Origin of the sequence: Actinospineispora spinosispora DSM 44797 (genome assembly GCF_000429025.1) — a bacterium.
In the GTDB taxonomy this organism is placed as follows: domain Bacteria; phylum Actinomycetota; class Actinomycetes; order Mycobacteriales; family Pseudonocardiaceae; genus Pseudonocardia; species Pseudonocardia spinosispora.
In genome coordinates this window covers 169,528-194,704 of the sequence record NZ_KE386836.1, presented here as the reverse complement: position 1 = coordinate 194,704, position 25,177 = coordinate 169,528, and the positions used below count along the sequence as shown (strand labels likewise).

Here is a 25,177-nt window from a genome sequence, read left to right as displayed (position 1 = left end):
ACTCGTCTCCGACATCGAGTCCGGGTGGACGGAAACGATCATGCCAAGCGATCCGGGCCCGTCCACCGCTGAAGGCATCGCGGCAGCTCTGGACCCGTTCGACGGCCGATTCGCGGTCGACCTCATGACCCGGCTAGCGACCGAGGACCTCGTGTTCCCGACCATGCGCCACGGTCACGCTCAGTCTCGGCAGGCCGCTCAGAAGGTCGTCTGCGAACTCGGCCCCGAAGCCGAGTGGTTCACCAACACCGGGAATCCGCCGTACGGAACCGGGTGGACGCCGGTCACGAGTTACACCTTCGACAGCGCGATCGTCGGCACCGCGTCGGGCATCATCGTGGTGCTCCTGCAGGTCGGCGAGGACTGACGGTCCAGCCGTCGGCGTTGATCCTGGCGAAGGGGTGTTCGGCCTCCAGCGCGTAGGCCGTTTCGAGCAGGGTGCGTTCGTCGCCGTGCGCGGCGGAGAGCTGCACGCCGATCGGCAGGCCGCCCGCGGTCGTCCCGAGCGGGAGTGAGATGGCCGGGGTGCCGGCGATGTTGTTCAGCGGCGTGTAGGCGACGTAGCCGGTGAGCCGGTCGACGAGGTCGGCGAACTCGACGGTCGGACTGAGGTGGCCGATCAGCGGGGTGGTGTGCGCGAGGACCGGCGTGAGCACCAGCTCGTGGCGCGCGAACAGGCGCGCGTAGGCGACCGGCACCCGGCGCAGGCGGCGCAGCGCTCCGGGCGTACGGCGCAGGTTGCGGCGGTGATGGCGGCGCAGGCCGAGTGTGAGCCCGTCGAGGCGATCAGCGGTGAAGGACCGGTCGAAGCTCAGCTTGCCGGTGTCGGCGGCCAGCTCCGCCAGCAGCGCCCAGTACTGCAGGAAATCGGCGGCGAACTGCTCGGTGACCGGCAGGGCGACCGGTTCGACGTGGTGGCCCGCCTTCTCCAGCAGCCGCGCGGTGTGTTCGACGGCGGCACGGGTCTCCTCGTCGAGGGTGCCGCTCACCGAGTCGAGGACCAGGCCGATCCGCAGCCGCCGCTGAGCGGGCCCGTACACCTGACCGATGGGCGGCAGAGCGGGGTTGCGCCAGTGGTCCTCGATCGCGGCGAGGAAGGCGGCGGTGTCGCGGACGGTGCGGGTGACGACCCCCTCGGAGATCATGTTGATCGGCAGGTGCCTGGCCTGTTCGCCGTCGATGTGCCGGTGCCGGGTCGGTTTGAGGCCGACCAGGCCCGCGCAGGCCGCCGGGATGCGGATCGAGCCGCCACCGTCGTTGGCGTGCGCGAGCGGAACCACACCGGCGGCGACCAGGGCCGCCGAACCCCCCGAGGACGCGCCGACGGAGTAGTCGGTGTCCCACGGGTTGCGCGTCGGCGGCCCGGTCATGAACTCGGTCGTGGCGTTGAACCCGAACTCCGGCAGCCGCGACTTACCCATCACGGTCATGCCGGTGCTCAGGTACTGCGTAGCGTAGGCGCCGTCCTTCGTCGCGGTCCGTGCGGTGAACGCTTCGCTGCCGTGGTTGGTCGGCAGCCCGTGCAGGTCGGTGTTGTCCTTGACGAACGTGGGCACCCCGTACAGCGCGCCGGTGGTGTCGCGGCTGATCCGAGGTCGCGCCGAGGTACAGGTGATCGCGTCGAGCAGCGAGACGTCCCGCGCACGGGCCGCCGAGGCCTCCGCCAGCTCCTCCGCGCTGACGGCGCCGTCGCGGACCAGCCCGGCGAGCTCGACGGCGTCGTGCTCGCCGAGTGCGTCATCACGGAAGGCATGTACTCGCTTCGTCATCGCGGTCCGATCGTGAGCGGGTGCGGGCAGACCCGAGCCTGGCCCGAACTCGACCAGGCCGCACGTCGGGCCTGCCCCGTCGCCGGTCAGCTCATCATGCTGTCGAACATCCCGGGCACGTAGGAACCCGCCGGGTTACGCACGATGACGTTGAGCCGGTTGGCCGCGTTGATCAGCGCGACCTGGCAGACCAGCGCAGCGACCTGCTCGGAGTCGAAGTGCTTGCGCACCTGGTCCCAGGTCTCGTCGGACACGCCTCGGTGGTGGTCGGCGATCCGGGTGCCCTCCTCGACGAGCGCGAGCGCGGCCCGCTCGGCCTCGGTGAACACCGTCGCCTCACGCCAGGCCGCGACCAGGTGCAGCCGTTCCGGGGTCTCCCCGGCAGCCGTGGCGTCCTTGGTGTGCATGTCGGTACAGAAGCCGCAGCCGTTGATCTGGCTGGCCCGCAGGCTGACCAGCTCCTGGGTCGACTCGGGCAGCGACGAATGCTTGATCACCATGCTGGCGGCGGAGAAACGCTTGCCGAACTTGAGGGCGAGTTCGTTGTCGAACAGGTTGATTCGGGCGTCCATGACTGAGGTCCTCACTCGTGGGGTCACGTGAACGCACAAGAGATGCCGGTCGCCCGATCCGTGTGACAGCGTGAGCGGAGTGACGTAGGACACTGTCACGAGCCGGCGGCGCCGAGCATCTGATGGGTGGCACAGTCGAGTCCGAGGAGGGACCACCCCATGGCAGCAGACCCCGCCACCGAGACGTTCCTCGCCCACCGCGGCCTGCTGTTCACCGTCGCCTACGAGATTCTCGGCTCCGCCACCGATGCGGAGGACGTGCTGCAGGAGACGTGGCTGCGCTGGTCCGGCGTCGACCTCGACACGGTGCGGGACCAGCGCGCCTACCTGGTCCAGATCACCACCCGCCAGGCGCTCGGCAGGCTGCGCACGCTCGGCCGCCGCAAGGAGTCCTACATCGGCAACTGGCTGCCGGAGCCGCTGCTCACGTCGCCGGACGTCGCGGAGGATGTCGAGCTCGCCGACAGCGTCTCGATGGCGATGCTGCTCGTGCTGGAGACGCTCGCGCCGACCGAACGCGCCGTGTTCGTGCTGCGCGAGGTGTTCGGACTGGGCTACGAGGAGATCGCGCCCGCTGTCGACAAGAGCGCCGCCGCGGTCCGGCAGATCGCGCACCGGGCGCGGGCGCACGTCGCGGCCCGCCGGCCGCGCGGCACCGTGTCGGCCGCCGAGACCCGGGATGCGCTGGAGGCGTTCCGCCGGGCAACCGCGACCGGCGACCTGCAGGGCCTGGTCGACATCCTCGCGCCGGACGTCGTCCTGCTCGGCGACGGCGGCGGGATCGCGCAGGCCGTGCGGTCGCCCATCGTGGGCGTCGACAGGGTGAGCCGGATGATGTCCTCCCGGCTGGCCAGGATCGACGCGTCCTCGCTGCGGCCGGCGCAGGTCAACGGCTACCCGGCGCTGGTGCTCTGGCGCGACGGCGAGGTGGACACGGTGATCGCGGTGCGCATCGACGACGGTTTGATCACCGGCCTGTACGCGGTCCGCAACCCGGAGAAGCTGCAGCACATGGAGCAGGAGACCCTCCTGCGCCGCTGACCCCTCCCCCGCGAGTCGGGCACCTCAGCACCGCGAGTCGGGCGCCAGAGCACACTGAGTCGGGCTCCACGCCACACCGGGTGCGCTGAAAACCCCGACCCGCCGTGCTCAGAACCGCGACTCGCGGTGCTCAGAATCCCGACTCACGGTGCTCAGAATCCCGACTCACGGTGCTCAGAATCCCGACTCACGGTGCTGAAAACCCCGACTCGCCGTGCTCAAAACCCCGACTCGCGGTGCTGAAAACCCCGACTCGCCGTGCTCAAAACCCCGACTCGCGGTGCTGAGAATCCCGACTCGCGGGGGCTTGGTGCGCTCGTGTCATAGTGCGCCATGCCTCTGGTCTCGGTGCTCACGCCTACCCAGGCACACAACGCCGACCACATCGGCGCGCTGTGGCAGTCGCTGGACGGGCAGGTCCTGCCGCCCGGCTGGGAGTGGGAATGGCTGGTCCAGGAGGACGGCACGAACCCGGCCGTGCGGGACCTCCTGCCGGACGACCCCCGAATCCACTACGACGCACTCGGCGTCCAGGTCGGCGGCGCCGCCGCTCGCAACGCGGGCCTGGCCAGGGCGAAGGGCGATCTCATCGCCGGGATGGACCACGACGACTGGTACGAGCCGGGCGGGCTCGCCGCGCTCGTCGAGCCGCTCGCCGACGACCCGGACGCCGCCTGGTCCTGCGCTCGAATCCGCTGGGAGAACCCGGACGGCGCGGACTGGGTGAAGCCCGACGTCTTCCCGCCGGGCCGCGTCGCGCCCGGGCTGATCGCCGAGACGTTCACCCGCACCGACGACTTCCCGTTCCCCGCCGCCATCGCCACCTACCGGCGCACCCACCTCGTCGCGCACGGCGGCTGGCCCGCAGTGGCCCGGTCCACCGACGCCGTGCTGCTCGCCGCGTTCTCCACCCGCTGGCCGGGCACCTGGGTCGACCGGGTCGTCGCCACCTACCGGCGGTGGCCCGCGCAACACACCGCGCAGGCCACCGACATCGCCATCCGCGACCTGCCGCACGTGCGCGGCGTGATCGGCCAGCGGCTCGCGGCCGAGCGCGCGTTACAGTCCCGGTGAGGTGGGAGTTGCTGGTGAGCCCGCTATATACGATGATCACGACCCCAGCGGGAACGATCCCGCCCTGTCCGGAGGGACCCGCTCGTGCCGACGCTCCAGCCCGTTGACGAAAGCTTCTTCACCTCGGCGCCCACGCGCTTCTCGCGGTCCTGGTCGATCGCCCGCCCCGCGCCGGCGGTGTGGCAGGAGCTGGTCGACGACCGGGCGCTGCACTGGTGCACCGGTCTGTCCGTCCAGTGGCTCTCGCCGCGCCCCTTCGGCGTCGGGACGACCCGCCAGGCCTCGGTGTTCGGCGCGCTGAAGGTCCAGGAGCACTTCTTCATCTGGGAAGAGGGGCATCGCTACGCCTTCTACGGCACCGGGATCAACCTCCCGCTGTTCACCAGCCTCGCCGAGGACTACGTCGTGGAACCCACCGGCCCGGACAGCTGCTCCTTCACCTGGACCGTGGCGGCCCGACCGAGCGCACTGGGCAAACCCGGCGGTCCGGTCAACAAGCTGCTGTTCGACAGGTTCTTCTCCGACACCGGACGGCACTTCGCGGCGTCCTGAGCGAAATTTGTCCGGCGGCTCGCGCGTTGGCCGGGGTGAGGCACTGAGTCGATCCCACGGAGGCCGCACATGCCAGCGATGACCAAGTCCGCTCGTGAGGAGTTCCTCGCCGAGCTGCACGTCGGAGTGATCAGCATCGCGCGGGCCGAGGGTCCGCCGCTGACCGTGCCGGTCTGGTACCGCTACGAGCCGGGCGGTGACGTGGTGGTGCAGACCGGTCCGGAGTCGGTCAAGTACCGGCTGCTGGACCGGGCCCGCGAGTTCAGCCTGCTCGCGCAGACCGAGACCCCGCCGTACAAGTACGTGAGCGTGTCCGGTCCGATCGTCCGCATCGAGGCGGACACTTCCAAGGCCGACCTGTCCGCGATGGCGCACCGCTACTTCGACGAGGCGTCCGCCGAGGAGTTCGTCGCGTCCCTCGAGGGTGAGACGGTCGCGCAGCTGCACATGCGTCCGGAACGCTGGTACACCGCCGACCAGACTCCCGCGTAGGAACGGCCGGGGGCCTTGTGAGCACGGAGGCCTTGTGAGTGCTGAGGGCGCCTATAGCCGCTCTGGGCACTCACGACGAAAAGCGTGTCGTGAGTGCCCAGAGCGGCTACGCTTCGCGCCCCTTCGGGGTAGACGCCCTCATCACTCACAAGGGGGTGTTGTGGATCGTGGAGCGCAGGTGGGCGAGTGTTTGCTCGATGTTGCGCTGGTTGCGGGTCGCGCGGTCCAGCACGCCGGTCGCCAGCGGCGCGACCACCCGCAGGATCGGCCCGCGCCGGTCCCAGGTGCTCTCGCGCAGCACCGTGGCACCGCCGCCGTCCTGGGTAAGCTCGAACCGCCAGTCGGCGACCGCCATGCCCAGCGACGTCACCCGGAACCCGAACGCCCGCCCCGGGTCGCATTCGGTGACCCGGCCGGTCGTGCGCCACCGCAGCACGCCGTTGCGGTTCCAGCCTCGGAACCGGGCTCCGACGGACGGACCCGCGCCGCCGACCCAGCGTCCACTGAACGTCTCGCCGTCCGGGCGCCCGGTCGCCAGGTCGACGATCGCCCGCCACACCTGCTCGGGGGCGGCGTCGACGGTGATCGACGCGGTCGCGTCGGGTGCACGTTCCACAGTGGTCATGCCGCTCAGCGTCGCGTTCGTCCATCCGGCCGTCGTGGACGAGCACGCACGATCAGCGGATCCGCGCGCAGATCAGCCGGTTCGGCGGTAGCTGCTGGGCGTGCGGCCGTAGGTGGCCCTGAAGGCACGGCTGAAACCGCTCAGGTCACCGAACCCGGCGCGCGCCGCGATGCTGGCGATCGACAGGTCGGCGAACCGGGGGTCGAGCAGGTCGGCGGCGCTGCGCCGGAGCCGCTGAGCCCGGATGTACCGGGACACCGACAGCGGCTCGTCGGCGAACAGGACGTGCAGGGAACGCAACGAGATGTGCCGCGCGGCGGCGATGCTGCCCGGGCACAGCATCGGGTCGCCCAGGTTGGCCGCGATGTGGTCCTTGACCTCGGCGAGCAGCGTCTGCTTCGGCCCGGCCCGCTCGGGCCCGCCGTCGAAACCGGCGAGGGACACGACGAGACCGGCCAGGTCCGCCACGAGCCTCCGGGACCGGCTCGGCGGCATCGACGCGCCGTGCTCGGCGAGATCCAGCAGGAATCGGGACAGCACGCCGGTCGTGCCGCTGCCGCCGGCGAGCCGCCGCGCGGTGACGTGCCGCGACTGCGCCGCCGTCAGTGGCACCGCTTCACGGGGCAGGGTGAACACGGTCGCCGCCCAAGGCTCGGGAAAGGTCCAGTGGAACGGGCGCGCAGTCTCATAGATCACCAGGTCACCGGGGCCCAGCTCGGCCTGGCGGCTGTCCTGCTCGACGCGCGCCGTGCCCCGCCGGGACACCGCGATCTGCCAGAGCTGCCGGTCCGATTCGGTGATCAGCCGAGGCGTGCGGCTGACCCGCTGGGCCGACGAGCTCAGCTCGGCGACCATCAGCTCACCGAGCTGGTCGGTGCGCAGCCGCCCGGTGAACCGCTCCCGATCCAGCGCCCCGACCTCGAGCGGCACGAACGCCTCGGACATCGCATGCCGCCACGCGTCAGTCCGCCGAACGCTGACCCCGCTCATCCGCACAAGGTAACCGCTTCCCAGAAGCTCGCACAGACCCTTCACACCCCGCACAGAGGCTGGAGCCTCTGTGCGGGGTGTGCTCGGTCTGTGCGAGCCCGGGTCAGAGGCCGGAGAACCAGCGTTCGGCTCTGGGTGGGGCGGCTGTTTGGCCGATCAGCATCTCGGTGGGGAGGATGACCGACTTCGGTTCTGTTCTGTCGCCTCTGGTCAGGAGCAGTTCACCTGCCGTGCGGCCCTTGTCGCGCACCGGCTGGCGGACCGTGGTCAGGCCCGCTCGCAGTGCCTCGGGGACGCCGTCGAAGCCGGTCACGCTGAGCTGCCCGGGGACCGACAGGTCGCGGCCACGCGCCATGCGCAGCGCGCCCAGCGCCAGTACGTCGGACGTGCACACCAGGGCGGTGATGTCGGGATGGTCGTCCAGCAGCTGGGCCGCACCCAGGGCGCCCGCCTCGACCGTGTGGTCGTAGCGCTCCACCACCGGGACCTTCGCCCAGTCGACACCGGCCTCCGCGAACCCGTCACGCAGACCACCGAGGCGTTCCCGCTGCACCTGCAGCGCGGCGGTGCGCTGGCGTTCGAGGTCGGCGTACCCGTCGGACCGGCTGTTGCTCAGCCGCATGCACAGCACACCGATCCGCCGGTGCCCCAGCTCGACGAGGTGCCGTGCCAGCGTGAGCATGCCGCCCCGGTCGTCCACACCGACCCGGTCGACGCCGTCGACGTTCATCGGCTGGTCGGCGACCACGGTGGGTAACGGGCGTTGCAGCACCGCTTCCAGGTGCGGGTCGTTCTCCGGCACCGAGTACACGACGAAGCCGTCCACACTGGCCTGGTGCACGGTGCTGACATCGGGGTCGTCGCGGCTCGCCGGCATCAGGAGCAGGCCCTGACCAGCGGTTTCACACGCGCTGGCCAGTCCTTCGAGGAAACCGAGCGCGGCCGGGTCGCGGAAGGCGAAGGACAGTTCCTCGGTCAGCAGCAGACCGACCGCGCGCGCCTGCCGGGTGCGCAGCGAGCGCGCCACCGGATCCGGCCCCGGGTATCCCATCAGCTTGGCGGTCTCCAGCACCCTGGTGCGCAGCTGGACGGACAACTGGTCGGGCCGGTTGTAGGCGTTCGACACGGTGGTCCGGGAGACCCCGAGCTCGGCGGCCAGTGAGGCCAGGGTGGCCGGCCGCCGGATTCGCGGACTACGCGTCATCCCCCGACAATAACGATTCAGAAGTGGGACCGATAGTGAGCCTGGCCATGATCGTCCGGGGTAGTGGGCTGTGACACTCCGTTCATGTAATGACAACGATTTCCATCTTCGGTATCGTTCGGGTCATGACCTCCCGCCGTGCCGCTCTGCTCGCAGCCACCACAGCGCTGGCTCTCACCGGACTGGCGGGCTGCGGCCAGCCGGCCACGCCCGCCCAGGCACCCTCGACGCCCGGCACGGTGAACGTCGTCGCCAGCACCGACGTCTACGGCTCCATCGCCACCGCGATCGGCCGTGACCACGTGCACGTCACCTCGATCATCCACTCGCCGGACGCCGACCCGCACGAGTACGAGAGCACGCCGAACGACGCGGTGGCGGTCGGTCAGGCGAAGGTCCTCATCGCCAACGGCGGCGGCTACGACGAGTTCGCGGGCAAGCTGCTGACCGCGTCCGGCGGGCACGCCGAGGCGATCGACGTCTCGAAGCTGTCCGGGCTGGACACCGGCGAGAACTTCAACGAGCACGTCTTCTACAGCCTGCCCACCATTTCCAAGCTCGCCGACACCCTGGCAGCGGACCTTGGCAAGGCCGATCCGGCCGACGCCGCGAGCTTCACCGCGAACGCGACGGCGTTCAAGGCCCAGCTCGACGGGCTGAACACCAAGCTGGCCGCGATCAAGGCCGGTCACAACGGCGCCCGGATCGCGATCACCGAGCCGGTCGCGCTGTACCTGACCGAGGCCGCCGGCCTGGTCAACGCGACTCCCGAGGAGTTCGCGCACGCGGTCGAGGACGGCAACGACCCGCCCGCCGCCGTGCTGCAGCAGACCCTCGCCCTGTTCCAGGGCCCGGACAAGGTCAGCGTGCTCGTGCTCAACGGCCAGACCGAGAGCGCCATCACCAATCAGGTGGAACAGGCCGCGAACACCGGCGGCGTCCCGGTGATCAAGGTGACGGAGACGCTGCCGGCAGGCACCATGGACTACGTGACGTGGATGGGTGGGCAGATCGACCAGCTGAGTGCCGCGCTGGGTCGCCGGCAGTGACAGCGCTCGACGCGACCACCCACACCCCGGATCTGGCCGCCGGAACCGTCGCGCCCGCCATCGAGCTGAGCTCGGCACGGCTGGCGCTCGGCGAGCGGGTGCTGTGGGACGGCCTCGATCTGCGCGTCGAGCCCGGTGAGTTCATCGCGGTGCTCGGTCCGAACGGCTCCGGCAAGACCACCCTGCTGAAGGTCCTGCTCGGTCAGCGTGCACTCAGCGGTGGCACCGTGTCCGTCGACGGCGCCCCGGCGGGCGCACGCAACACCCGGATCGGCTACATCCCGCAGCAGCAGACGATGGACGTCGAGACGCCGCTACGCGCCAGGGACCTGGTCGGTCTCGGCCTGGACGGACACCGGCTCGGCCTGCGCCCGTTCGGCTGGCGCGCGCGGCGGGACCGCATCGACGCCGCGCTGGAGGCGGTCGGCGCGACCGCCTACGCGAACATGCCGGTCGGGCGGCTGTCCGGCGGCGAGCAGCAGCGGCTGCGGGTCGCCCAGGCGCTCGCCGGGGATCCGACGGTACTGCTGTGCGACGAGCCGCTCCTGTCACTGGACCTGGCGAACCAGCGGGTGGTCAGCAGGCTGATCGACCGCAGGCGGCTGGACGCGGGCACCGCCGTGCTGTTCGTGACCCACGAGATCAACCCGGTCCTGCCGCTGGTCGACCGGGTGTTGTACCTGGTCAACGGCAAGTTCCGGATCGGGCCGCCGTCCGAGGTGATGACCACCGAGGTGCTGTCGCAGCTGTACGGCACCCAGGTCGACGTGCTGCGCATCCGCGACCGGATCGTGGTCGTCGGCGCCGACGAGCCTCCGGCGCACTGCGGACATCAGCTCGACGGACCCGGCCATGGCTGACCTGATCGCCCGCCTGTTCACCTTCACCGGCACCGGCGCGCTGCTGCACCAGCCGTTCGTCCAGCGCGCCCTGCTCGCCGCCGCGGTGCTCGGCCTGATCGCCGGGCTGCTCGCACCGCTGATCGTCAGCAGGGGCATGGCGTTCGCCGTGCACGGCACGTCCGAGCTGTCCTTCACCGGCGGTGTCGCGGCGCTGTTCCTCGGTGGTACCGCCGCCGTCGGTCTCGGCGCGGTCGGTGGCGCACTGGTGGCGGCGCTGGTCTTCGGCCTACTCGGGCTGCGGCGCCGCGAACGCGACTCGGTCATCGGCGTGGTGCTCGCCTTCGGGCTGGGCCTCGGCGTGCTGATGCTCGCCGTCTACCCGGGCCGGTCGGCGAACAAGTTCGGGCTGCTCACCGGCTCGATCGTGTCGGTCGACTCGACGAACCTGTGGCTGCTCGCCGGGTGCGCCGCGATCGTCGTGGCGACGCTGCTGGTCTGGTACCGGCCGCTGCTGTTCGCCAGCACCGACCCGGACGTCGCATCGGCTCGCGGGGTGCCGGTGCGTGCGTTGTCGATGGTGTTCGCGGCGCTGATCGGGCTGAGCACGGCGGTGGCGGTCCCGGCGGTCGGCGCGATCCTGGTGCTCGCCGTTCTGGTCACGCCGGGCGCGGCAGCGGCTCGGGTGTCGGCGAACCCGCTGGTGGTGACCCTGCTGGCGATCCTGTTCGCCGAGGTGTCACTCGTCGGCGGCACGGTGGCCTCGCTCGCCCCGGGTCTGCCGATCTCCGGGTACGTGACGACGTTGATCTTCCTGTGCTACCTGGGCTGCCGGGTGGTCGGCCGTTATCGCCCGCCGGCGCGCCGCCTCGCATAACATTGTTTTCATGGCGATCGAGTGGACCTGCAACGCCGATGTCCGACGGCTGCTCGGCGCGGACGTCCTCTACTCGGCCGTCGCCGCGCGCCGGGGTCCGCATCTGACGCCCACCGCGTTCAGCTGGTCCGCCGGTCGGCTGTGGGTCATCGCGCCGAGAGCCTCGGTGAAGGCCAAGACCCTGCGCAGGGACCCGCGCATCGGGCTGCTGATCAGCGAGGGCGAGCAGAGCCTGCTCGGCAGCGGCACGGCCAGGGTGGTCGATCCGCTGAGCTTCGGCGCGTGGGGCCCGTTCGGTGAGCTGTCCCGCATGCCGGCGGGCGCGCTCAGCTACCTGGCCGGCAACACCCGCCACTTCCTCGGTGTGGTCGCCGACCAGCCGAGCCCGCTGCTGCTGGTCGACCGGGTCGTCCTGAGCATCACGGTGCACCGGTTGGCGTTGGTCGGCGGCGATCGGGTGATCGAGGCCTGGGGCGAGTGGCCGAGAGCGAACCTGCTGACCGACGAGCCGGTACCGGACGCTGCCCGGTGGTCGCTGGACGAGCTGCCGGACCTTCTCACCCAGGGTGGCTCGGCGCAGATCGGCGTCCAGACCGTGGACGGCCCCGCCGCGCTGCCCGGTTCCTGGGCCTCGGACGGCCACAGCGCGGACACCGGCGCCGAGCTGGCGACGCTGGTCGGGATGCTGCCGGACGGGCCGGTGTGCGTCAGCAGGAGCACCGCCGGCTACCGCATGGACGACAAGCGCGGCGTCCTGCTGCGCGGCGACGGCACAGCCACGCTGGCCGGCGCCCAGGCGCACATCCAGCTCACGCCCGAACGCCTGACCACCTGGCAGGGCCGCCACACCTCAACGGTGGAGCACGTCAAAAGCCCGTGAGTGTTTTGGGCTGCCAGGGCAGCCCAAAACACTCACGGGTAGTTAACCGCGGCGGCGGCGGGCCACCTCGGCGAGCAGGACGCCCGCGGCGACCGAGGCGTTCAGCGACTCGACCTTGCCGGCCATCGGGATCGAGACCGTGACGTCGCAGGTCTCCCTGACCAGCCTCGACAGGCCCCGGCCCTCTCCGCCGACGACGATCACCAGCGGATCGGCGGCGAGGGTGAACTCGTCGATCGAGACGCGCGCGTCCGCGTCGAGCCCGGCGAGCATGAGGCCCGCCGTCGCATACTCGCGCAACGTCCTGGTCAGGTTGGTCGCCCTGGCGATCGGCAGCCGCGCCGCCGTGCCCGCCGAGGTGCGCCACGCGACCGCGGTGATGCCGGCCGAACGCCGCTGCGGCAACAGCACACCGTGCGCGCCGAACGCCGCCGCCGAACGCACCACGGCGCCGAGGTTGCGCGGGTCGGTGACCCCGTCCAGCGCGACGATCAGCGGTGGCTGCCCGGCGTGCCGAGCCGCCTCCAGCAGCTCGTCGGGGTGGGCGTACTCGTAGGGCGGAACGGTCAGCCCGAGGCCCTGGTGCAGCGCACCGGCCGCCATCCGGTCCAGTTCGACCTTCGGTACCTCGAGGATGGCGATTCCGGCGTCGGCGGCGAGGCGGACCGCCTCGGCGACCCGTTCGTCGGCGTTGGTGGCCTGCGCGACGTGCAGCGCGGTCGCCGGAACCCCGGCACGCAGACATTCGACGACCGGGTTGCGGCCGAACACCGTCTCCGGCGTGTCGCCCTCGTCGCGCCGCCCCCGGCCGGCGACCGTGGGCTTACCCGACTTCGCCTTCTTCTCCGCCGCGGCCGCGCGCTTCTGCGCGGGATGGTGGGGCCGTGCTTCCGCCGGTGGGGTCGGACCCTTGCCCTCTAGTCCACGACGACGCTGACCGCCGGAACCGACCACCGCGCCCTTCTTGGTGCCTGGCTTACGAATCGCGCCGCGTCGGCGTGAATTGCCGGCCATGTGGTCTTCAACCGTCCTTTAATGTCCAGGTCGCGCCGTCTCGGGTGTCCTCGACGATCACTCCGGCGGCCAGCAGTCTGTCCCTGATGGCGTCGGATGTGGCGAAATCGCGCCGGGCGCGTGCCTCGGCACGCTGCGCCAGCAGGTCATCGACCAGTGCGGACAGAGCCGCACCGGCCGCGTCCAGCCCGCCTCCGGGAGCTGCATGCCACAGCTCACCGAGCGGGTCCAGACCGAGCACGTCGGTCATCGCGCGCACCGAGGACGCAGCGGCAGCGGCGGCTTCCCGATCACCGGAGTCGAGAGCGGCGTTGCCCTCCCGGACCACGCCGTGGATCGCGGCGACCGCACCCGGAGTGCTCAGGTCGTCGTCCAGTGCCTCGACGAACTCGGCGGGCAGCACCCCGTCGGCCAGCGAGGGAATGCCGATCCGCTCGCGCACGCGGTGCAGGAACGACTCGATGCGCCGGTACGCGGCCACCGCCTCGGACAGCGCCGCGTCGGAGTACTCGATCATCGAACGGTAGTGCGGCGAGACCAGGTAGTAGCGCAGCTCCGCGCCACGCACCCGCTGCAGCAGCACGTCGATCGACAGGGTGTTGCCAAGCGACTTGGACATCTTGTCCCCGCCGAGGGTCACCCACGCGTTGTGCGTCCAGTAGCGCGCGAATCCGTCGCCCGCCGCGCAGGACTGCGCGCGCTCGTTCTCGTGATGCGGGAAGACCAGGTCGAGACCACCACCGTGGATGTCGAACTCCGCGCCCAGGTACATCGTGGCCATCGCCGAGCACTCCAGGTGCCAGCCCGGCCGCCCCGGCCCCCACGGTGTGCCCCATGCAGGCTCGCCCGGCTTCGCTGCCTTCCACAGCGTGAAGTCGAGCGGGTCGCGCTTGCCGACGCACTCCGACTCACCCTGCTGCATCTCGCCGGGACGCTGGCCGGACAGCCCGCCGTAGTCGGAGAACGACCGCACGGAGAAGTACACGTCGCCGCGCGGCACCGAGTAGGCGTGCCCGGCATCGATGAGCCGTTGCATCAGCTCGATCATCTGCGGCACGTGCCCGGTCGCCCTCGGGCCGATCGACGGCGGAAGGCAGCCCAGCGCCTGGTAGGCAGCATCGAACGCGCGCTCGTGCGTGGCCGCCCATTCCCACCACGGCCTGCCGTGCTCGGCGGCCTTGGTCAGGATCTTGTCGTCGATGTCGGTGACATTGCGCACCAACGTGACGTCCAGCCCACCCCGGGTTAGCCAGCGACGAAGTACGTCATAGTTGAGCCCGCTACGCACATGTCCGATGTGCGGCAGTCCCTGCACCGTGGCGCCACACACGTAGATCGACGCAGCCCCGGACCTGAGCGGGGTGAATTCCCGCTCGCTTCTGGTGGCGGTGTCGTACAGGCGCAGACTCACCATTTACATGATACGGATGCGATGCGCCAGAGCTAAGACGGGTTGCGCGAGGCTAAGCAGGGTAGATCAATGCGGTGGCGATCGCCGCGATGCCCTCGCCCCGGCCGGTGAGGCCGAGGCCGTCGGTCGTGGTGCCGGATATCGACACCGGCCCGCCCACCGCTTCGGACAGCACCCGCTGGGCTTCCTCGCGCCGCCGACCGATGCGCGGCGCGTTCCCGATGACCTGCACGACCGCGTTGCCCACGGTCCATCCCGCGTCGTCCAGCCGGGCCCGCACCTCGGCGAGCAGCTCGACACCGTGCGCGCCCGCCCAGCGGGGGTCGCCGGTGCCGAACACCGCACCCAGATCACCGAGCCCGGCCGCGGACAGCAGCGCGTCGCACAGCGCGTGGGACGCCACGTCCCCGTCGGAGTGGCCCGCACACCCGTCGACGCCGTCCCAGAGCAGCCCGGCGATCCAGCAGTCCCTGCCCGGCTCGACCGGATGCACGTCGGTACCGATACCGGTTCTAGGGATGGTCACAGGTCAACAAGTAGCAGTTCCGCCAGCTCGAGGTCCCACGGGGTGCGGACCTCGAAAGCCAGCGGATCACCGGGAACGGTCAGCGTCGCCGCATCGAGGAGTGCAGCGAGATCGCACGCACCCTCGGCCAGAGCGCGCCGCAACACCTCGACGGGTATCGCCGCCGGCGTCTGCCGCACCCACAACCGCGATCGGTCGACCGTGCCCAGCACGACACCGGCGCCGTCGACCTCTTTGATCGTGTCCGAGACCGGCAGGACCGGCACGATCACCCGCTGGTCATCGGCCGCTGCCGCCTCGACGACAGCGGCCACCAGTCCGGGTGGCGCGAGCGGACGCCGCGCCTCGTGCACGACAACCGTCCGCACATCATCGGGCCAGGACCAGAAATCCGACCCATCATCACAACAACGAACGTCGACACGTTCGAATTCGACTATCTCGCGCGATTTCTCCAGCTCCGATTTCGGAACCGCGAGAATTACCCGGTCCACCGCTCCCGAGCTGAGCAGCATGCGCACAGCCCGGACCACCAGCGGCACACCGGCAACATGGACGAACGCTCCGGGCAACCCGGAGTTCGACTCCGCACCGTCGCTCGTCACGAGGACGAGCCCGAGGACACTCACCGCGCGTCAGGACGCGGTGGCGAGCACCTCATCGAGCAGCAGCTCGGCCTTCTCCTCGTCGGTGCCCTCGGCAAGCGCGAGCTCACTGACCAGAATCTGCCGTGCCTTCGCCAACATCCGCTTCTCACCAGCGGACAAACCGCGGTCCTTCTCCCGGCGCCACAGGTCACGAACAACTTCAGCGACCTTGTTCACATCACCGGAAGCGAGCTTTTCGAGGTTTGCCTTGTACCGTCGAGACCAGTTGGTCGGCTCCTCCGTGTGCGGCGCACGAAGCACATCGAACACGCGGTCCAGGCCTTCCTGACCGACAACATCCCGCACACCGACGAACTCGGCGTTGTCCGCGGGAACGCGTACGGTCAGGTCGCCCTGAGCGACCTTGAGGACGAGGTATTGTTTTTCCTCGCCCTTGATCATCCGAGTTTCGATGGCCTCGATCAACGCGGCACCGTGGTGCGGGTAGACGACGGTCTCTCCGACCTTGAAAACCATATGTCCTCTGCCCCTTTCGCTACCCCTAGATTATCACGACCTAACCCGGCCCGGCTCACCGGGATGCGTTGTCGTCGCAGGTCAGGGGGTTGACAATGGAGCAAGATCGTGCTGGGAACGGCCTACCAGGGGACATGGTGTAAAGCGGCCCGCACCGGGCCCGACGCGCCGTGGCCAACCACACTGACCGGTTGTCGGAGGTCGAGGCTAGGCTTCCGGGCAGGTCATCACGGTGTGGCACACGACCGGCCACTCCAGCGTACGCAGGAAAGGACCCGCTAGTCGTGAGTCTCGCAAGGTACGGCGCCCTCGGAGCCGCCGCGCTCGGGCTGTGTATCGCGCTGACCGGCTGCAGCGCCGGCCAGGTCACCCAGACCGCGAACCAGGCGTCCGCCGTGAACGGCTACACCGGCCGCGCAGGGACGATCGAGGTCCGCAACGCCAGCTTCGCGTTCGCCGGTCAGGGCACGACCGATGCGGTGTACCGCACCGGCCAGACCGCGCAGCTGAACATGACGCTGGTCAACGTCGCGGCCGCCGCCGACCAGCTGGTGTCGGTGAGCAGCCCGGTCTCGGCGGGTGGAGCGGTCCAGGGCGACGGCACGATCGGCGGTTACCGCGCGGTGAAGGTCGGCAACGGCGACACCGAGTCCGACTCGGCCGCCCAGTCCGACCGGACCATCAGCGTCACGCTCACCGGCCTCAACCAGGACATCAAGCCGGGGCTCACCTACCCGGTCGTGCTGACCTTCAAGAACGCCGGCCCGCTGAGCGCGTCGCTGCCCGTCGGCTACCCGACCGGCGACCTCGCCGAGCGTAAGTAGCGCGACGCCCTGAGCCCGCTGGAAGGCACCTCGCCGCGCAAGGGGTCGCGCCGCCCCGCCGGCGCGACCCACCGCTGCGGCGAGTGCGGTCACGAGGCCATGAAGTGGCTCGGGCAGTGTCCCCGGTGCAAGAGCTGGGGCACGATCGAGGAGACCGCCACGGTGCGGGCTCCGGCCCGCACGGTCGCGGCGGGCGCTCCGGCCACGCCGGCCCGGCGGATCGGCGACGTCGAGCTGGACTCGGCCGTGTCCCGTCCGACCGGGGTGCCCGAGCTGGACCGGGTCCTCGGCGGTGGGCTGGTCCCCGGCGTCGTCGTGCTGCTCGCGGGTGAGCCCGGCGCCGGCAAGTCGACGCTGCTGCTGGAGGTCGCCGCGCGCGTCGCGCAGAGCGACGGCGCCGTTCTCTACGCCACCGGTGAGGAGAGCGCGGGCCAGGTGAAGCTGCGCGCGACCAGGACCGGAGCGGTGTGCGACGGTCTGTACCTCGCCGCCGAGTCGGACCTCGGTTCGATCATCGGCCACATCGACGCGCTCAAACCGAAGCTGCTGGTCGTCGACTCGGTGCAGACCGTCTCCTCGGCCGAGGTCGACGGCTCGCCGGGCGGTGTCACGCAGGTACGCGCCGTGACGGTGGCGCTCACCGCGCTGGCCAAGGAACGCGGCCTGCCGGTGATCCTGGTGGGACATGTCACGAAGGACGGCTCGGTCGCCGGGCCCCGCGTGCTGGAGCACCTCGTCGACGTCGTGCTGCACTTCGAGGGCGACCGGCATTCCACGCTGCGCATGGTGCGCGGCATCAAGAACCGCTACGGCCCCGCCGACGAGGTCGGCTGCTTCGAGCTGCGCGACGACGGCATCCATGGCGTCACGGACCCCTCAGGGCTGTTCCTCGCCGACTCCTCGCTGCGCAGGGCACCGGTCGCCGGCACGGCGATCACCGTGGCGGTGGAGGGCAAACGGCCGCTGCTCGCCGAGGTACAGGCGCTGGTGGCGGGCAAGGACATCCCGTCGCCTCGGCGCGCGGTCAGCGGGCTCGACTCGGCCAGGGTGTCGATGGTGCTCGCCGTGCTGCAGCGCCGCGCCGGGATTCGACTGCACGACGCCGAGGTCTACACCGCCACCGTGGGCGGCATGCGGATGAGCGAACCTGCCGCCGACCTGGCGATCGCGCTCGCCGTGGCGTCCGCGCAGAAGGACGCACCGTTGCCCGGCGGGCTGGTCGTGATCGGCGAGATCGGGCTGACCGGTGAGATCCGGCGGATCGCGGGCGTCGAACGGCGCGTCGCGGAGGCGGCTCGGCTCGGTTTCCAGGCCGCGCTGGTGCCCTCCGGCCCGCACCCCCTGCCGAAGATCAAGGGCATGCGGGTGATGGAGGTCTCCCACCTCGGCGAGGCCCTGCCGCTGTTGAAGGGCTGAGCCGCTGGTGAACGGCTGAGAGAAATACAGCTGTAACCGCTGCCCGGCTCCTCCCCAGAACCCGGGCAGCGGTTACAGCCCAGCCACTTGGTCTACTGTGCGCCGCCGCCGGGCAGCTGCTGCCCCAGCGGAGCCGTCGTCGGCTGCGTCGCCGTGTTCGGCTGGTTCGCCGACGAGCCGCTCTGCCGGGTCGTCCCCTGCTGAGACATCCCCTGCTGGCCGCCGCCGATCGAGGGCTGCTGGTGCGGCTGGCTCGTCGGGCGCTGCACCGCGCTGGTCGGGCGCTGCGCAACGATGCTCGGCTGCTGACCGGGGGCACCGCTGGAGCGCTGGGCGGCGGAGCTGTTGTCCGGCGCGATCGTGAACGGCGCCGAACCACTGGTGAGCGGTCCGAGCTTGGCGGTCAGCTGGTAGTTGCCGGGCGTGACCTCCTGGCGGTTCGCACCGCAACCGGGCGCCGAGCTACGCGCCGCCCAGCTCACCGGGAACACGACGGCCTTGCCGGGCGCCAACGTGCGGACGTCGCTGCGCCGCTCCGGGAAGCAGTCGTTGCTGCTCCAGATCCGGGAACCGTTGGGGCCGGTGACCACCAGCTCCTGCAGGCCGGGGTCGAGGTCCCTGGTGCACGAGGTCTTGCCGATGTTCGCCACGACCAGGCGGAACTCCGGTCGCTGCCCGAGTCGGTACGACGTCGCGCCGACCTGGGCGACCAGGCCGATGTTGGCGTCGGCGCAGGTCCCGGCGCCACCCGGTGCGGCAGGCACGGGTGCCACGGCGGCGGCGGGCTGAGCGCCGTCCGAGTTGAACTCACCCCTCGGGCCGTGCGGCTTGGGCGGCTTCGGTGGCTTGGCGGGCTTCGCGGGCCGGTCCCCGTTCTCCGACGGGGTGCTCGGCAGGCTCGACGCACCGGGCGTCGACGGCACGATCCCCGGCTGCGCCGGCGTCGCCGGCTGCTGCTGCGGGAGCGCCGCGGGCTGCTGGGGCAGCGTCCCCGGCTGCTGAGGCAGCGCGCTCTGCTGCTGAGGCTGTTGCGGCAGCGCCGCCGACTGCTGGGGCAGTGCCCCTGGCTGCTGCGGGAGCGCGGCCGGAGCCGGCAGTGCGCTGCCGGACGGCAGCGCCGAACCGGACGGGAGTGTGGAGCCCGAGGGCAACGCCGAGCCGGACGGCAACGCGGACGGCAGGGCCGAACCGGACGGAAGAGCGGGCCGCGAGGGCAGCGCCGCGGCCGACGGCAGCGCGGAGCTCGACGGCAGAGCCGAACCGGAGGGCAGGGCCGAACCAGAGGGCAGGGCCGAGCTCGACGGCAGCGACGCGGCGGCGGGCGAGGTGCCCGGATCAGGCATCGGCAGGAGCGACGGGTCCGGCGAGTCGTCGTCACCCTTCGAGTCGTCGCGGCCCTTCGAGTCGTCGTCGTGGTCCTTGGCCATCGGGGGTTCGAAGGACAATGGCTTCGAACCCGCGGTGTTGGCCTCGGCGAGCTTCTGCTGGGGCTGCGCGGAACCGCTGGGGCCGGACACGGCCCACACCACGAGCATGACGACACCCACGACGCCGGCAACCGCTACGGCACGCCGGCGCCAGTACACCGCGCTCTCTGGCTCGATCATGCGTTGAACGTTAAGTGGAGGTCGAGGGATTTCCGGCTAGGCAGGCACGGCGTGTCACGGAAATCCGTTCAACTCACTCTATCGAGTTATATCTATTGGGCAATTCGTGCGCGACCTGTAGTGGAGCCCGGGTCGCAGGCCCCCGGTCAGCACGCTGGATACTGCCCGAGTGTCATCCGTGCTTGCCGAGCTGTTGGTTCCGTGGTTCGACGAACACGCCCGCGACCTGCCGTGGCGTCGACCGGAGACGACCCCGTGGGGCGTGTTGGTCAGCGAGTTCATGCTGCAGCAGACCCCGGTGAAGCGGGTCGAGCCGATCTGGCTCGACTGGATGCGGCGTTGGCCGACGCCGTCCGAGCTCGCGGCGGCGCCACAGTCCGACGTGCTGCGGGCCTGGGGCAAGCTCGGCTACCCGCGCCGGGCGTTGCGTCTGCACGCCGCGGCGTCGGCGATCGCCACCGGGCACGGCGACATCGTGCCGTCGGACGTCGACGAGCTGCTCGCGCTGCCCGGCGTCGGCGCGTACACCGCGAGGGCGGTCGCGGCATTCGGCTACCAGCGTCGCGCGCCGGTCGTCGACACCAACGTCCGCCGGGTGATCGCCCGCGCGGTCCACGGCGCCGGCGACGCCGGGCCGCCACGCACCACGGCGGACCTGGCCGACGCCGAAGCGCTGCTGCCCTCGGACGACCTGGTGGCGGCGCGGTTCTCGGCCGCGCTCATGGAGCTGGGCGCGGTGCGCTGCACGGTGCGCAACCCCGGCTGCGAGGGCTGTCCGGTATTCGGCGAATGTGCCTGGCAGGCGCACGGCCGTCCCGAGTACACCGGGCCGAGCCGTCCCGTCCAACGATTCGCGGGCACCGACCGCCAGGTGCGCGGCAGGCTCCTGGACGTCCTGCGCGACGCTCCCGGACCGGTCCCCCGGACCGCGCTGGACGACGCGTGGTCCGAACCGGCGCAACGCGACCGCTGCCTGTTCTCGCTGCTGACCGACGGCCTGGTGGAGCACCTCCCCGACGGTTCGTTCGCGCTACCCGGCGAGCGCGTCCCAGGGCACTAGCCACTCACTAGGTTTCGTGGGCGTGCGCGGTGGGTGAGCAGCATGGCGACCGCGCTCAGCGCGGCGAGCGCCGATCCACCGAGCAGCATCGGCAGGTAGGAACCGGTGGCGGTGACCACCCAGCCGGCGAGCAGCGGGCCCGCCGTCCGGGCCGCGACGACCCTGGTCGCCAGGCGTGCGTTCACCGTCGGGTACGCCGTCCGCCCGTAGTAGTCGACGACCAGCGTTCCGCGCAGCAGCTCGACGATGCCGTACCCGAGTCCCAGCAACACGGTCGCGAGCACCAGCAGGAGCACCGACCCGAGCCGACGGTCCGCGACGAAGATCAGCAGGACTGCGGCGACGCTCTGCCCGGCGAACACCGCCGCGCACACGAGGTGGGTCGGTAGCCGAAGCCAGGAGACCAGTAGCCTGCCGCCGACCTGACAGATACCGGCGGCGCCGCCGACCAGCGCCGCGTGCCGCAGCGGGTAACCACGCGACACCAGGTAGGCCACGACGCTGACCCCGAACCCGGTCTTCATCGCGGTGCTGCCGGACAGGCAGACGCTGAGCCACCGGAAGGACGCCGACGAGCGGAACTCCCGGACCGTGGCCCTCGGTGTCGCCGCGCAGTGTGCGACCGGTCGGATCAGGAGCGCGTGTAGTGGCGCGCCGACCAGCAGGGTGACCACGGCGAGCACCAGCAGCGCGGACCGCCAGCCGTGCGCGGTGCTGAGCTGGCCGGTCAGCGGCACGAAGACGACGCTGGCGAAGCCGGCGATGCCGGTGACGATCACGATGGCCCGTGCGCGGTCCTTCGGGTCGCCGCGGCGTTCCACGATCACGGCGAACGCCGGTTCGTACAGCGTCGCGGCCATCGCCAGCCCGCAGAACAGCGAGACCAGCACGAACTGGGCCGGCGTCCGCACCGCGGACCAGGCCACCAGCACCGCCGAGGCCAGCACACTTCCGCCGACCATCAGCCCGCGCGCGCCATGGCGGCGCAGCCACCAGCCGGCCGGCACCGCGACCAGGCCGGACACGAGCATTCCCCCGGCGTATGCCGTGTTCAGGGTGGCGAAGGACCAGCCGAGCTCGTCGTGCATCGGCACGACCAGCACCCCGAACGCGTAGACCAGAACGCCCCAGGACACGAGCTCGGTGACACCGAGTCCCGCCGCCAGCCCCGTCCCGGTCCGCACTCGACGAGTCTGCGGTTCCCACACCGGATTCCGGTAGCCCGAGTTGGTGGGCTCGCTCTAACCTTTGGTTATGGCCTTGCGGCGGCTGGCGTCCGATCTGGAGACGTTCGACCTGCTCAGAACGATAGCGACGAGCGGCAGCCTGAGTGCGGCCGGTCGGGAACACGGCATCTCCCAGCCCGCGGTGAGCGCCCGTGTCCGCCGGTTGGAGACGGCGTTGGGTACGTCGCTGCTCGTCCGGGACGCCCAGGGCGCCCGGCTCACCCCCAGTGGCGTGCTCGCGCTCGACTGGGCTCGTCCGGCGCTCGAGGCGGCGAGCCGGCTGGAGCAGGGGCTCGCCACGCTGGCCGCGCAGCGCCGGAGCAGGCTGCGGGTGGCGGCGAGCACCACGATCGCGGAGTACCTGCTGCCCGGCTGGCTGGTGACGCTGCGCGATTCGGATCCGGGGATTTCCGTGTCGTTGATCTCGGACAACAGCGCCGACACGGCCGAGACCATCCGGGCGGGTGGCGCCGAGCTGGGGTTCGTCGAGGGGCCGGAGCTTCCCGCCGGCCTGTCCGGGCGGACGGTGGCGCGTGACGAGCTTGCGCTGGTGGTCTCGCCGACCCACCCGTGGGCTCGGCGGCGCGCGGTGCGTCCGGAGCTGCTCGCCCGGACCGGGTTGATCAGTCGTGAGTCCGGCTCGGGCACTCGTACGTTCCTCGCTCACGCGCTGCGTGAGCACGGGATTCCTGAGCCGTCGCTCGAGCTGTCCTCGACCACGGCGATCAAGAACGCCGTCGCCTCGGGGCTGGGCGCTTCGGTGGTGAGCTCGTTGGCGGTCCGCGCTGAGGTCGCCGACGGGTCCCTTGTGCGGGTGCCGATTCGTGGGGTGGGTCTGCGGCGGTCGTTGCGGGCCGTCTGGCTGGGTTCACCGCCTGCTGGTGGGGCGGCGGGTGCATTGCTCGCTATCGCGTCTCGGGGCTCTGGCTGAGTTTCCGGAGGGTGCAGTGTTCGTCCCCGCTGGCCGGTCAGTGTCTTGGCGTGGGCGGGCGGTATCAACCCCCGGCTGACGCCGGCCTCGCCCCCGCTCCTGGTTGCACGCGTTCAGGGGCGAGGGTTCCGGGTTGACACCGCCCGCCCACGCCAAGTGCAGGCCAGGATCGCGGGGAACGGGGTGGTCTGCGGCGCCCCGGTGCGGCCACGGCTGCGCCTCGACCACGGTCCCTCCAGCCGCACCAGCCTCATCGGTTACACCTCGCAGAGGCTCACGTTGCGTCGCAGATGCTGCAGTGTCTGCGACGCGACACGAAGGTCTGCGAGGTGCCCAGTCACCCCCTGACCTGCCGGGGACGCGGCTTGTTCACCCACCCGCCGAAGCCAGCCACCTCACCCCGCACCGCGAATGAGGCGACGCACGTGTCACCGGTGGGCCCCGCAAGGCGGGCCGAAGGCGGGTAGTGCAGAAAAGGCGGCTCCCAGGCCGGGGCACGAAGCGCGCGCGTCGCCGAAGGCGACATTTTTCCGAGTGGGCCCCCGAAGGGGGTCCGCGAGGAAAAAACCCCAGGCAGCGAGCCGTTAGCCGAGCCGCCTGGACCGCGCGAGAAAAGGCAGAAAGACGGGACCGGTGGCGGCCTGGGGGATTGGCGCCACCGGCCCCACCGCACATCCGACCACATTGGAAGCAATACGGCTAGTACTGGCGGGGCGCTGCGTCCGTCTGAGTGGCGATACGGTGTGCGCAGCCGCGATCGGGAGGGTGCGCTGTGGCCGAGGCCCTGGACTTCTTCCTGGATTCCGGCTCGGCGGGGCAGGTGATGGAGCTGCGTGCGCGGTTGGCGTTGCAGGGGGTTCCGGTGCCGTCGGCGGCGCCGTCGGTGCGGTTCGCCAGGGGTGCGGCGATCCCGGCGAAGGTGCGTGGGCAGCTGGGCGAGGATCTCGGGCGGCTGGTGTTGCCGGAGCTGTGGCTCGCCGTGCTGGGGACGATCTTGACGGATGAGCCGAGGCTCGTGCTTGCGGCGGTGACCGACACGGAGTTGCTCGCCGCGCACGTCGATGTGCACGACGCGTTGGCGAAGCGGGTGCGGGAGCCGACCGCTCGGTATCTGCCGGGGTCGTGGCTGCCGTACTGCGCGCTCAGCCGCGAGCTCGAGGTGGCCGCGTTGCCGGACGCGCTCGCGGCGCTGGGTGAGGTGTCGCCGATCCGGGCGAAGATCGCGTCGATCGGGATCACCGATACGCGAACCGGGGCGGTCACCGCGTTGATCCGGTGAGGAACTCGGTCACCAGTTCTCGGTAGCGGTCGGGGGCGTCGTCGTGGAGGAGGTGCCCGGTGCCAGGGACCTTCACGTGCCGCGCTTGCGGGATCAGGCGGGCCATGTCGGTCATCTGTTCGGACGCGATCGCGGTGTCCTCGGCCTGCAGCAGCAGGGTGGGGCAGCGGACGGCGGCGACACCTGTCCAGAAGTCGCGTTCGCCCCATTCACCGGCGATCGCGGCGGCCAGCGCGTGCGGGGTGAGTAGGCGGTATCCGTCGGGGCCTTCCCGGACGCATTCGGCGAGGTAGTCGCCGACGGTGGGTCTCGGCCAGCCGAATGCGTCGCGCACGGCCGCCAGCGAGTCGAACGTCTCGGGCATCGCGTCGAACCAGGCGACCCATGGCGCGGCGGTTCGGCCTCGGTGGTCGGGGGCCATGTCCTCGACCACGAGGGCGTCGACCAGGTCGGGGCGTGCGGCCGCGGTCTCCCAGGCGTGCAGGCCGCCCATGGAGTGTCCGATCAGGACGGCGGGGCCGAGGTATTCCAGTACCTCGACGACGTCGGCGACGAAACGTTCCGTCGGCCACGGCCCGGGCGTCGAGGCGGCCGAGTCGCCGTGTCCCCTGGCGTCGATCGCGTAGACCGTGCCGTGGTCGGCGAGCCACCGCGCGGTGCGGTACCAGGTGGAGGCGCGGCCCATCAGCCCGTGCAGGAGCAGGATCGTGCGATCGGGGGCGCCGTCGGTCGCGCCGTAGCCGCGCAGGGCGATCCGAGATCCGTCCGACACCGTGACCACATCGCGCATCAGGT

The 25,177-nt window shown here is 71.0% G+C and carries 27 protein-coding genes; 14 read left to right on the top strand and 13 right to left on the bottom strand.

Annotated elements, in window-relative coordinates:
- Positions 1–40 precede the first annotated feature (40 nt).
- Entirely contained in the window at positions 41–367 is a 327-nt protein-coding gene (locus tag G406_RS54965; protein WP_156935366.1) for a hypothetical protein, read from the top strand.
- On the opposite strand, the gene G406_RS52350 is transcribed toward G406_RS54965, so the two are convergent.
- Both G406_RS52350 and G406_RS0137940 read right to left on the bottom strand, forming a co-directional pair.
- Positions 333–1,769 (bottom strand): amidase, encoded by a 1,437-nt coding sequence (locus G406_RS52350; RefSeq protein ID WP_051343226.1) that lies wholly within the window; start codon positions 1,767–1,769, stop codon positions 333–335. The two genes, G406_RS54965 and G406_RS52350, sit on opposite strands and share 35 nt — an antisense overlap.
- Before the next feature lie 86 nt (positions 1,770–1,855).
- Complete coding sequence (locus G406_RS0137940) at positions 1,856–2,341, bottom strand: carboxymuconolactone decarboxylase family protein (protein WP_028937902.1); 486 nt, start codon at positions 2,339–2,341, stop codon at positions 1,856–1,858.
- Between the two features lie 159 nt (positions 2,342–2,500).
- Here G406_RS0137940 and G406_RS0137935 point away from each other — a divergent pair, with 159 nt between their 5' ends.
- From G406_RS0137935 to G406_RS0137920, 4 genes are all read left to right on the top strand, one after another.
- Positions 2,501–3,382, top strand: coding sequence for an RNA polymerase sigma-70 factor (locus tag G406_RS0137935; protein ID WP_028937901.1), 882 nt, complete (start codon positions 2,501–2,503; stop codon positions 3,380–3,382).
- A 333-nt stretch (positions 3,383–3,715) separates the two neighbouring features.
- Positions 3,716–4,456 (top strand): glycosyltransferase family 2 protein, encoded by a 741-nt coding sequence (locus tag G406_RS54960; RefSeq protein WP_051343225.1) that lies wholly within the window; start codon positions 3,716–3,718, stop codon positions 4,454–4,456.
- An 84-nt stretch (positions 4,457–4,540) separates the two neighbouring features.
- On the top strand, positions 4,541–5,008 hold the full coding sequence (locus G406_RS0137925; protein ID WP_028937900.1) for an SRPBCC family protein: 468 nt from the start codon (positions 4,541–4,543) through the stop codon (positions 5,006–5,008).
- A gap of 69 nt (positions 5,009–5,077) precedes the next feature.
- On the top strand, positions 5,078–5,500 hold the full coding sequence (locus G406_RS0137920) for a pyridoxamine 5'-phosphate oxidase family protein (RefSeq protein WP_028937899.1): 423 nt from the start codon (positions 5,078–5,080) through the stop codon (positions 5,498–5,500).
- A 145-nt stretch (positions 5,501–5,645) separates the two neighbouring features.
- On the opposite strand, the gene G406_RS0137915 is transcribed toward G406_RS0137920, so the two are convergent.
- The 3 genes from G406_RS0137915 to G406_RS0137905 form a co-directional block, all read right to left on the bottom strand.
- The gene (locus G406_RS0137915; RefSeq protein ID WP_028937898.1) at positions 5,646–6,125 is read right to left on the bottom strand and encodes an SRPBCC family protein; all 480 of its coding nucleotides are present in this window, start codon (positions 6,123–6,125) and stop codon (positions 5,646–5,648) included.
- A gap of 72 nt (positions 6,126–6,197) precedes the next feature.
- A complete protein-coding gene (locus G406_RS52340) occupies positions 6,198–7,115 on the bottom strand; it encodes an AraC-like ligand-binding domain-containing protein (RefSeq protein WP_084216680.1) in 918 nt (305 codons plus the stop codon).
- A 103-nt stretch (positions 7,116–7,218) separates the two neighbouring features.
- Positions 7,219–8,319, bottom strand: coding sequence for a LacI family DNA-binding transcriptional regulator (locus G406_RS0137905; protein WP_028937897.1), 1,101 nt, complete (start codon positions 8,317–8,319; stop codon positions 7,219–7,221).
- A 125-nt stretch (positions 8,320–8,444) separates the two neighbouring features.
- Between G406_RS0137905 and G406_RS0137900 the strand changes: the two genes are divergently transcribed.
- Genes G406_RS0137900 through G406_RS0137885 form a run of 4 tightly spaced genes read left to right on the top strand, consistent with a single transcriptional unit; the run spans position 8,445 to position 11,964 of the window.
- On the top strand, positions 8,445–9,368 hold the full coding sequence (locus tag G406_RS0137900) for a metal ABC transporter solute-binding protein, Zn/Mn family (RefSeq protein ID WP_037080705.1): 924 nt from the start codon (positions 8,445–8,447) through the stop codon (positions 9,366–9,368).
- A complete protein-coding gene (locus tag G406_RS0137895) occupies positions 9,365–10,228 on the top strand; it encodes a metal ABC transporter ATP-binding protein (RefSeq protein ID WP_051343223.1) in 864 nt (287 codons plus the stop codon). The genes G406_RS0137900 and G406_RS0137895 overlap by 4 nt, the downstream gene beginning before the upstream one ends.
- Positions 10,221–11,084: a metal ABC transporter permease gene (locus tag G406_RS0137890; RefSeq protein ID WP_028937894.1), complete on the top strand. Its 864-nt coding sequence runs from the start codon at positions 10,221–10,223 to the stop codon at positions 11,082–11,084. Before G406_RS0137895 ends, G406_RS0137890 begins: the two co-directional genes overlap by 8 nt.
- 10 nt (positions 11,085–11,094) lie before the next feature.
- Complete coding sequence (locus tag G406_RS0137885; RefSeq protein WP_028937893.1) at positions 11,095–11,964, top strand: pyridoxamine 5'-phosphate oxidase family protein; 870 nt, start codon at positions 11,095–11,097, stop codon at positions 11,962–11,964.
- A 42-nt stretch (positions 11,965–12,006) separates the two neighbouring features.
- Here G406_RS0137885 and rlmB read toward each other — a convergent pair whose 3' ends face one another.
- Genes rlmB through G406_RS0137860 form a run of 5 tightly spaced genes read right to left on the bottom strand, consistent with a single transcriptional unit; the run spans position 12,007 to position 16,039 of the window.
- Complete coding sequence (gene rlmB, locus G406_RS0137880; protein WP_028937892.1) at positions 12,007–12,978, bottom strand: 23S rRNA (guanosine(2251)-2'-O)-methyltransferase RlmB; 972 nt, start codon at positions 12,976–12,978, stop codon at positions 12,007–12,009.
- A 7-nt stretch (positions 12,979–12,985) separates the two neighbouring features.
- Positions 12,986–14,389: a cysteine--tRNA ligase gene (cysS, locus tag G406_RS0137875; protein WP_028937891.1), complete on the bottom strand. Its 1,404-nt coding sequence runs from the start codon at positions 14,387–14,389 to the stop codon at positions 12,986–12,988.
- A gap of 52 nt (positions 14,390–14,441) precedes the next feature.
- Positions 14,442–14,915 (bottom strand): 2-C-methyl-D-erythritol 2,4-cyclodiphosphate synthase, encoded by a 474-nt coding sequence (gene ispF, locus G406_RS0137870; protein ID WP_028937890.1) that lies wholly within the window; start codon positions 14,913–14,915, stop codon positions 14,442–14,444.
- On the bottom strand, positions 14,912–15,544 hold the full coding sequence (locus G406_RS0137865) for an IspD/TarI family cytidylyltransferase (RefSeq protein ID WP_051343222.1): 633 nt from the start codon (positions 15,542–15,544) through the stop codon (positions 14,912–14,914). The genes ispF and G406_RS0137865 overlap by 4 nt, the downstream gene beginning before the upstream one ends.
- Positions 15,545–15,550: 6 nt before the next feature.
- On the bottom strand, positions 15,551–16,039 hold the full coding sequence (locus G406_RS0137860) for a CarD family transcriptional regulator (protein WP_028924515.1): 489 nt from the start codon (positions 16,037–16,039) through the stop codon (positions 15,551–15,553).
- Between the two features lie 284 nt (positions 16,040–16,323).
- Between G406_RS0137860 and G406_RS52335 the strand changes: the two genes are divergently transcribed.
- Positions 16,324–16,863 (top strand): copper chaperone PCu(A)C domain-containing protein, encoded by a 540-nt coding sequence (locus tag G406_RS52335; protein ID WP_051343221.1) that lies wholly within the window; start codon positions 16,324–16,326, stop codon positions 16,861–16,863.
- Positions 16,864–16,881: 18 nt separating this feature from the next.
- Positions 16,882–18,279 (top strand): DNA repair protein RadA, encoded by a 1,398-nt coding sequence (gene radA, locus G406_RS0137850; protein ID WP_037080703.1) that lies wholly within the window; start codon positions 16,882–16,884, stop codon positions 18,277–18,279.
- A gap of 92 nt (positions 18,280–18,371) precedes the next feature.
- Here radA and G406_RS54955 read toward each other — a convergent pair whose 3' ends face one another.
- Positions 18,372–19,886: a hypothetical protein gene (locus tag G406_RS54955; protein WP_051343220.1), complete on the bottom strand. Its 1,515-nt coding sequence runs from the start codon at positions 19,884–19,886 to the stop codon at positions 18,372–18,374.
- Positions 19,887–20,064: 178 nt separating this feature from the next.
- Here G406_RS54955 and G406_RS0137840 point away from each other — a divergent pair, with 178 nt between their 5' ends.
- Positions 20,065–20,946 carry an HhH-GPD family protein gene (locus G406_RS0137840; protein ID WP_028937887.1) on the top strand — a complete coding sequence of 294 codons (882 nt, stop codon included), beginning with the start codon at positions 20,065–20,067 and terminating at the stop codon, positions 20,944–20,946.
- Here the strand turns inward: G406_RS0137840 and G406_RS52325 are convergent.
- Positions 20,943–22,130, bottom strand: coding sequence for an MFS transporter (locus tag G406_RS52325; protein WP_051343219.1), 1,188 nt, complete (start codon positions 22,128–22,130; stop codon positions 20,943–20,945). The genes G406_RS0137840 and G406_RS52325 overlap by 4 nt on opposite strands.
- A 70-nt stretch (positions 22,131–22,200) precedes the next feature.
- Here G406_RS52325 and G406_RS0137830 point away from each other — a divergent pair, with 70 nt between their 5' ends.
- Positions 22,201–23,103 (top strand): LysR family transcriptional regulator, encoded by a 903-nt coding sequence (locus tag G406_RS0137830; protein ID WP_028937886.1) that lies wholly within the window; start codon positions 22,201–22,203, stop codon positions 23,101–23,103.
- Between the two features lie 772 nt (positions 23,104–23,875).
- Positions 23,876–24,382: a hypothetical protein gene (locus G406_RS0137825; protein ID WP_028937885.1), complete on the top strand. Its 507-nt coding sequence runs from the start codon at positions 23,876–23,878 to the stop codon at positions 24,380–24,382.
- On the opposite strand, the gene G406_RS0137820 is transcribed toward G406_RS0137825, so the two are convergent.
- Positions 24,363–25,172, bottom strand: a complete 810-nt coding sequence (locus G406_RS0137820) for an alpha/beta fold hydrolase (RefSeq protein WP_051343267.1) — start codon at positions 25,170–25,172, stop codon at positions 24,363–24,365. The genes G406_RS0137825 and G406_RS0137820 overlap by 20 nt on opposite strands.
- Between the last annotated feature and the right edge of the window lie 5 nt (positions 25,173–25,177).

Bases quoted from the DNA above. Each gene is read 5' to 3' on its own strand.
- G406_RS0137860 (WP_028924515.1), bottom strand. From the start codon at position 16,039: ATGGTTTTCAAGGTCGGAGAGACCGTCGTCTACCCGCACCACGGTGCC.
- G406_RS54960 (WP_051343225.1), top strand. From the start codon at position 3,716: ATGCCTCTGGTCTCGGTGCTCACGCCTACCCAGGCACACAACGCCGAC.
- G406_RS0137890 (WP_028937894.1), top strand. From the start codon at position 10,221: ATGGCTGACCTGATCGCCCGCCTGTTCACCTTCACCGGCACCGGCGCG.
- G406_RS52340 (WP_084216680.1), bottom strand. From the start codon at position 7,115: ATGAGCGGGGTCAGCGTTCGGCGGACTGACGCGTGGCGGCATGCGATG.
- G406_RS0137915 (WP_028937898.1), bottom strand. From the start codon at position 6,125: ATGACCACTGTGGAACGTGCACCCGACGCGACCGCGTCGATCACCGTC.
- G406_RS0137885 (WP_028937893.1), top strand. From the start codon at position 11,095: ATGGCGATCGAGTGGACCTGCAACGCCGATGTCCGACGGCTGCTCGGC.
- G406_RS52350 (WP_051343226.1), bottom strand. From the start codon at position 1,769: ATGACGAAGCGAGTACATGCCTTCCGTGATGACGCACTCGGCGAGCAC.
- G406_RS0137920 (WP_028937899.1), top strand. From the start codon at position 5,078: ATGCCAGCGATGACCAAGTCCGCTCGTGAGGAGTTCCTCGCCGAGCTG.
- G406_RS0137905 (WP_028937897.1), bottom strand. From the start codon at position 8,319: ATGACGCGTAGTCCGCGAATCCGGCGGCCGGCCACCCTGGCCTCACTG.
- rlmB (WP_028937892.1), bottom strand. From the start codon at position 12,978: ATGGCCGGCAATTCACGCCGACGCGGCGCGATTCGTAAGCCAGGCACC.
- G406_RS54955 (WP_051343220.1), bottom strand. From the start codon at position 19,886: ATGATCGAGCCAGAGAGCGCGGTGTACTGGCGCCGGCGTGCCGTAGCG.
- G406_RS0137900 (WP_037080705.1), top strand. From the start codon at position 8,445: ATGACCTCCCGCCGTGCCGCTCTGCTCGCAGCCACCACAGCGCTGGCT.
- G406_RS0137820 (WP_051343267.1), bottom strand. From the start codon at position 25,172: ATGCGCGATGTGGTCACGGTGTCGGACGGATCTCGGATCGCCCTGCGC.
- G406_RS0137830 (WP_028937886.1), top strand. From the start codon at position 22,201: ATGGCCTTGCGGCGGCTGGCGTCCGATCTGGAGACGTTCGACCTGCTC.
- G406_RS0137940 (WP_028937902.1), bottom strand. From the start codon at position 2,341: ATGGACGCCCGAATCAACCTGTTCGACAACGAACTCGCCCTCAAGTTC.
- G406_RS0137935 (WP_028937901.1), top strand. From the start codon at position 2,501: ATGGCAGCAGACCCCGCCACCGAGACGTTCCTCGCCCACCGCGGCCTG.
- G406_RS54965 (WP_156935366.1), top strand. From the start codon at position 41: ATGCCAAGCGATCCGGGCCCGTCCACCGCTGAAGGCATCGCGGCAGCT.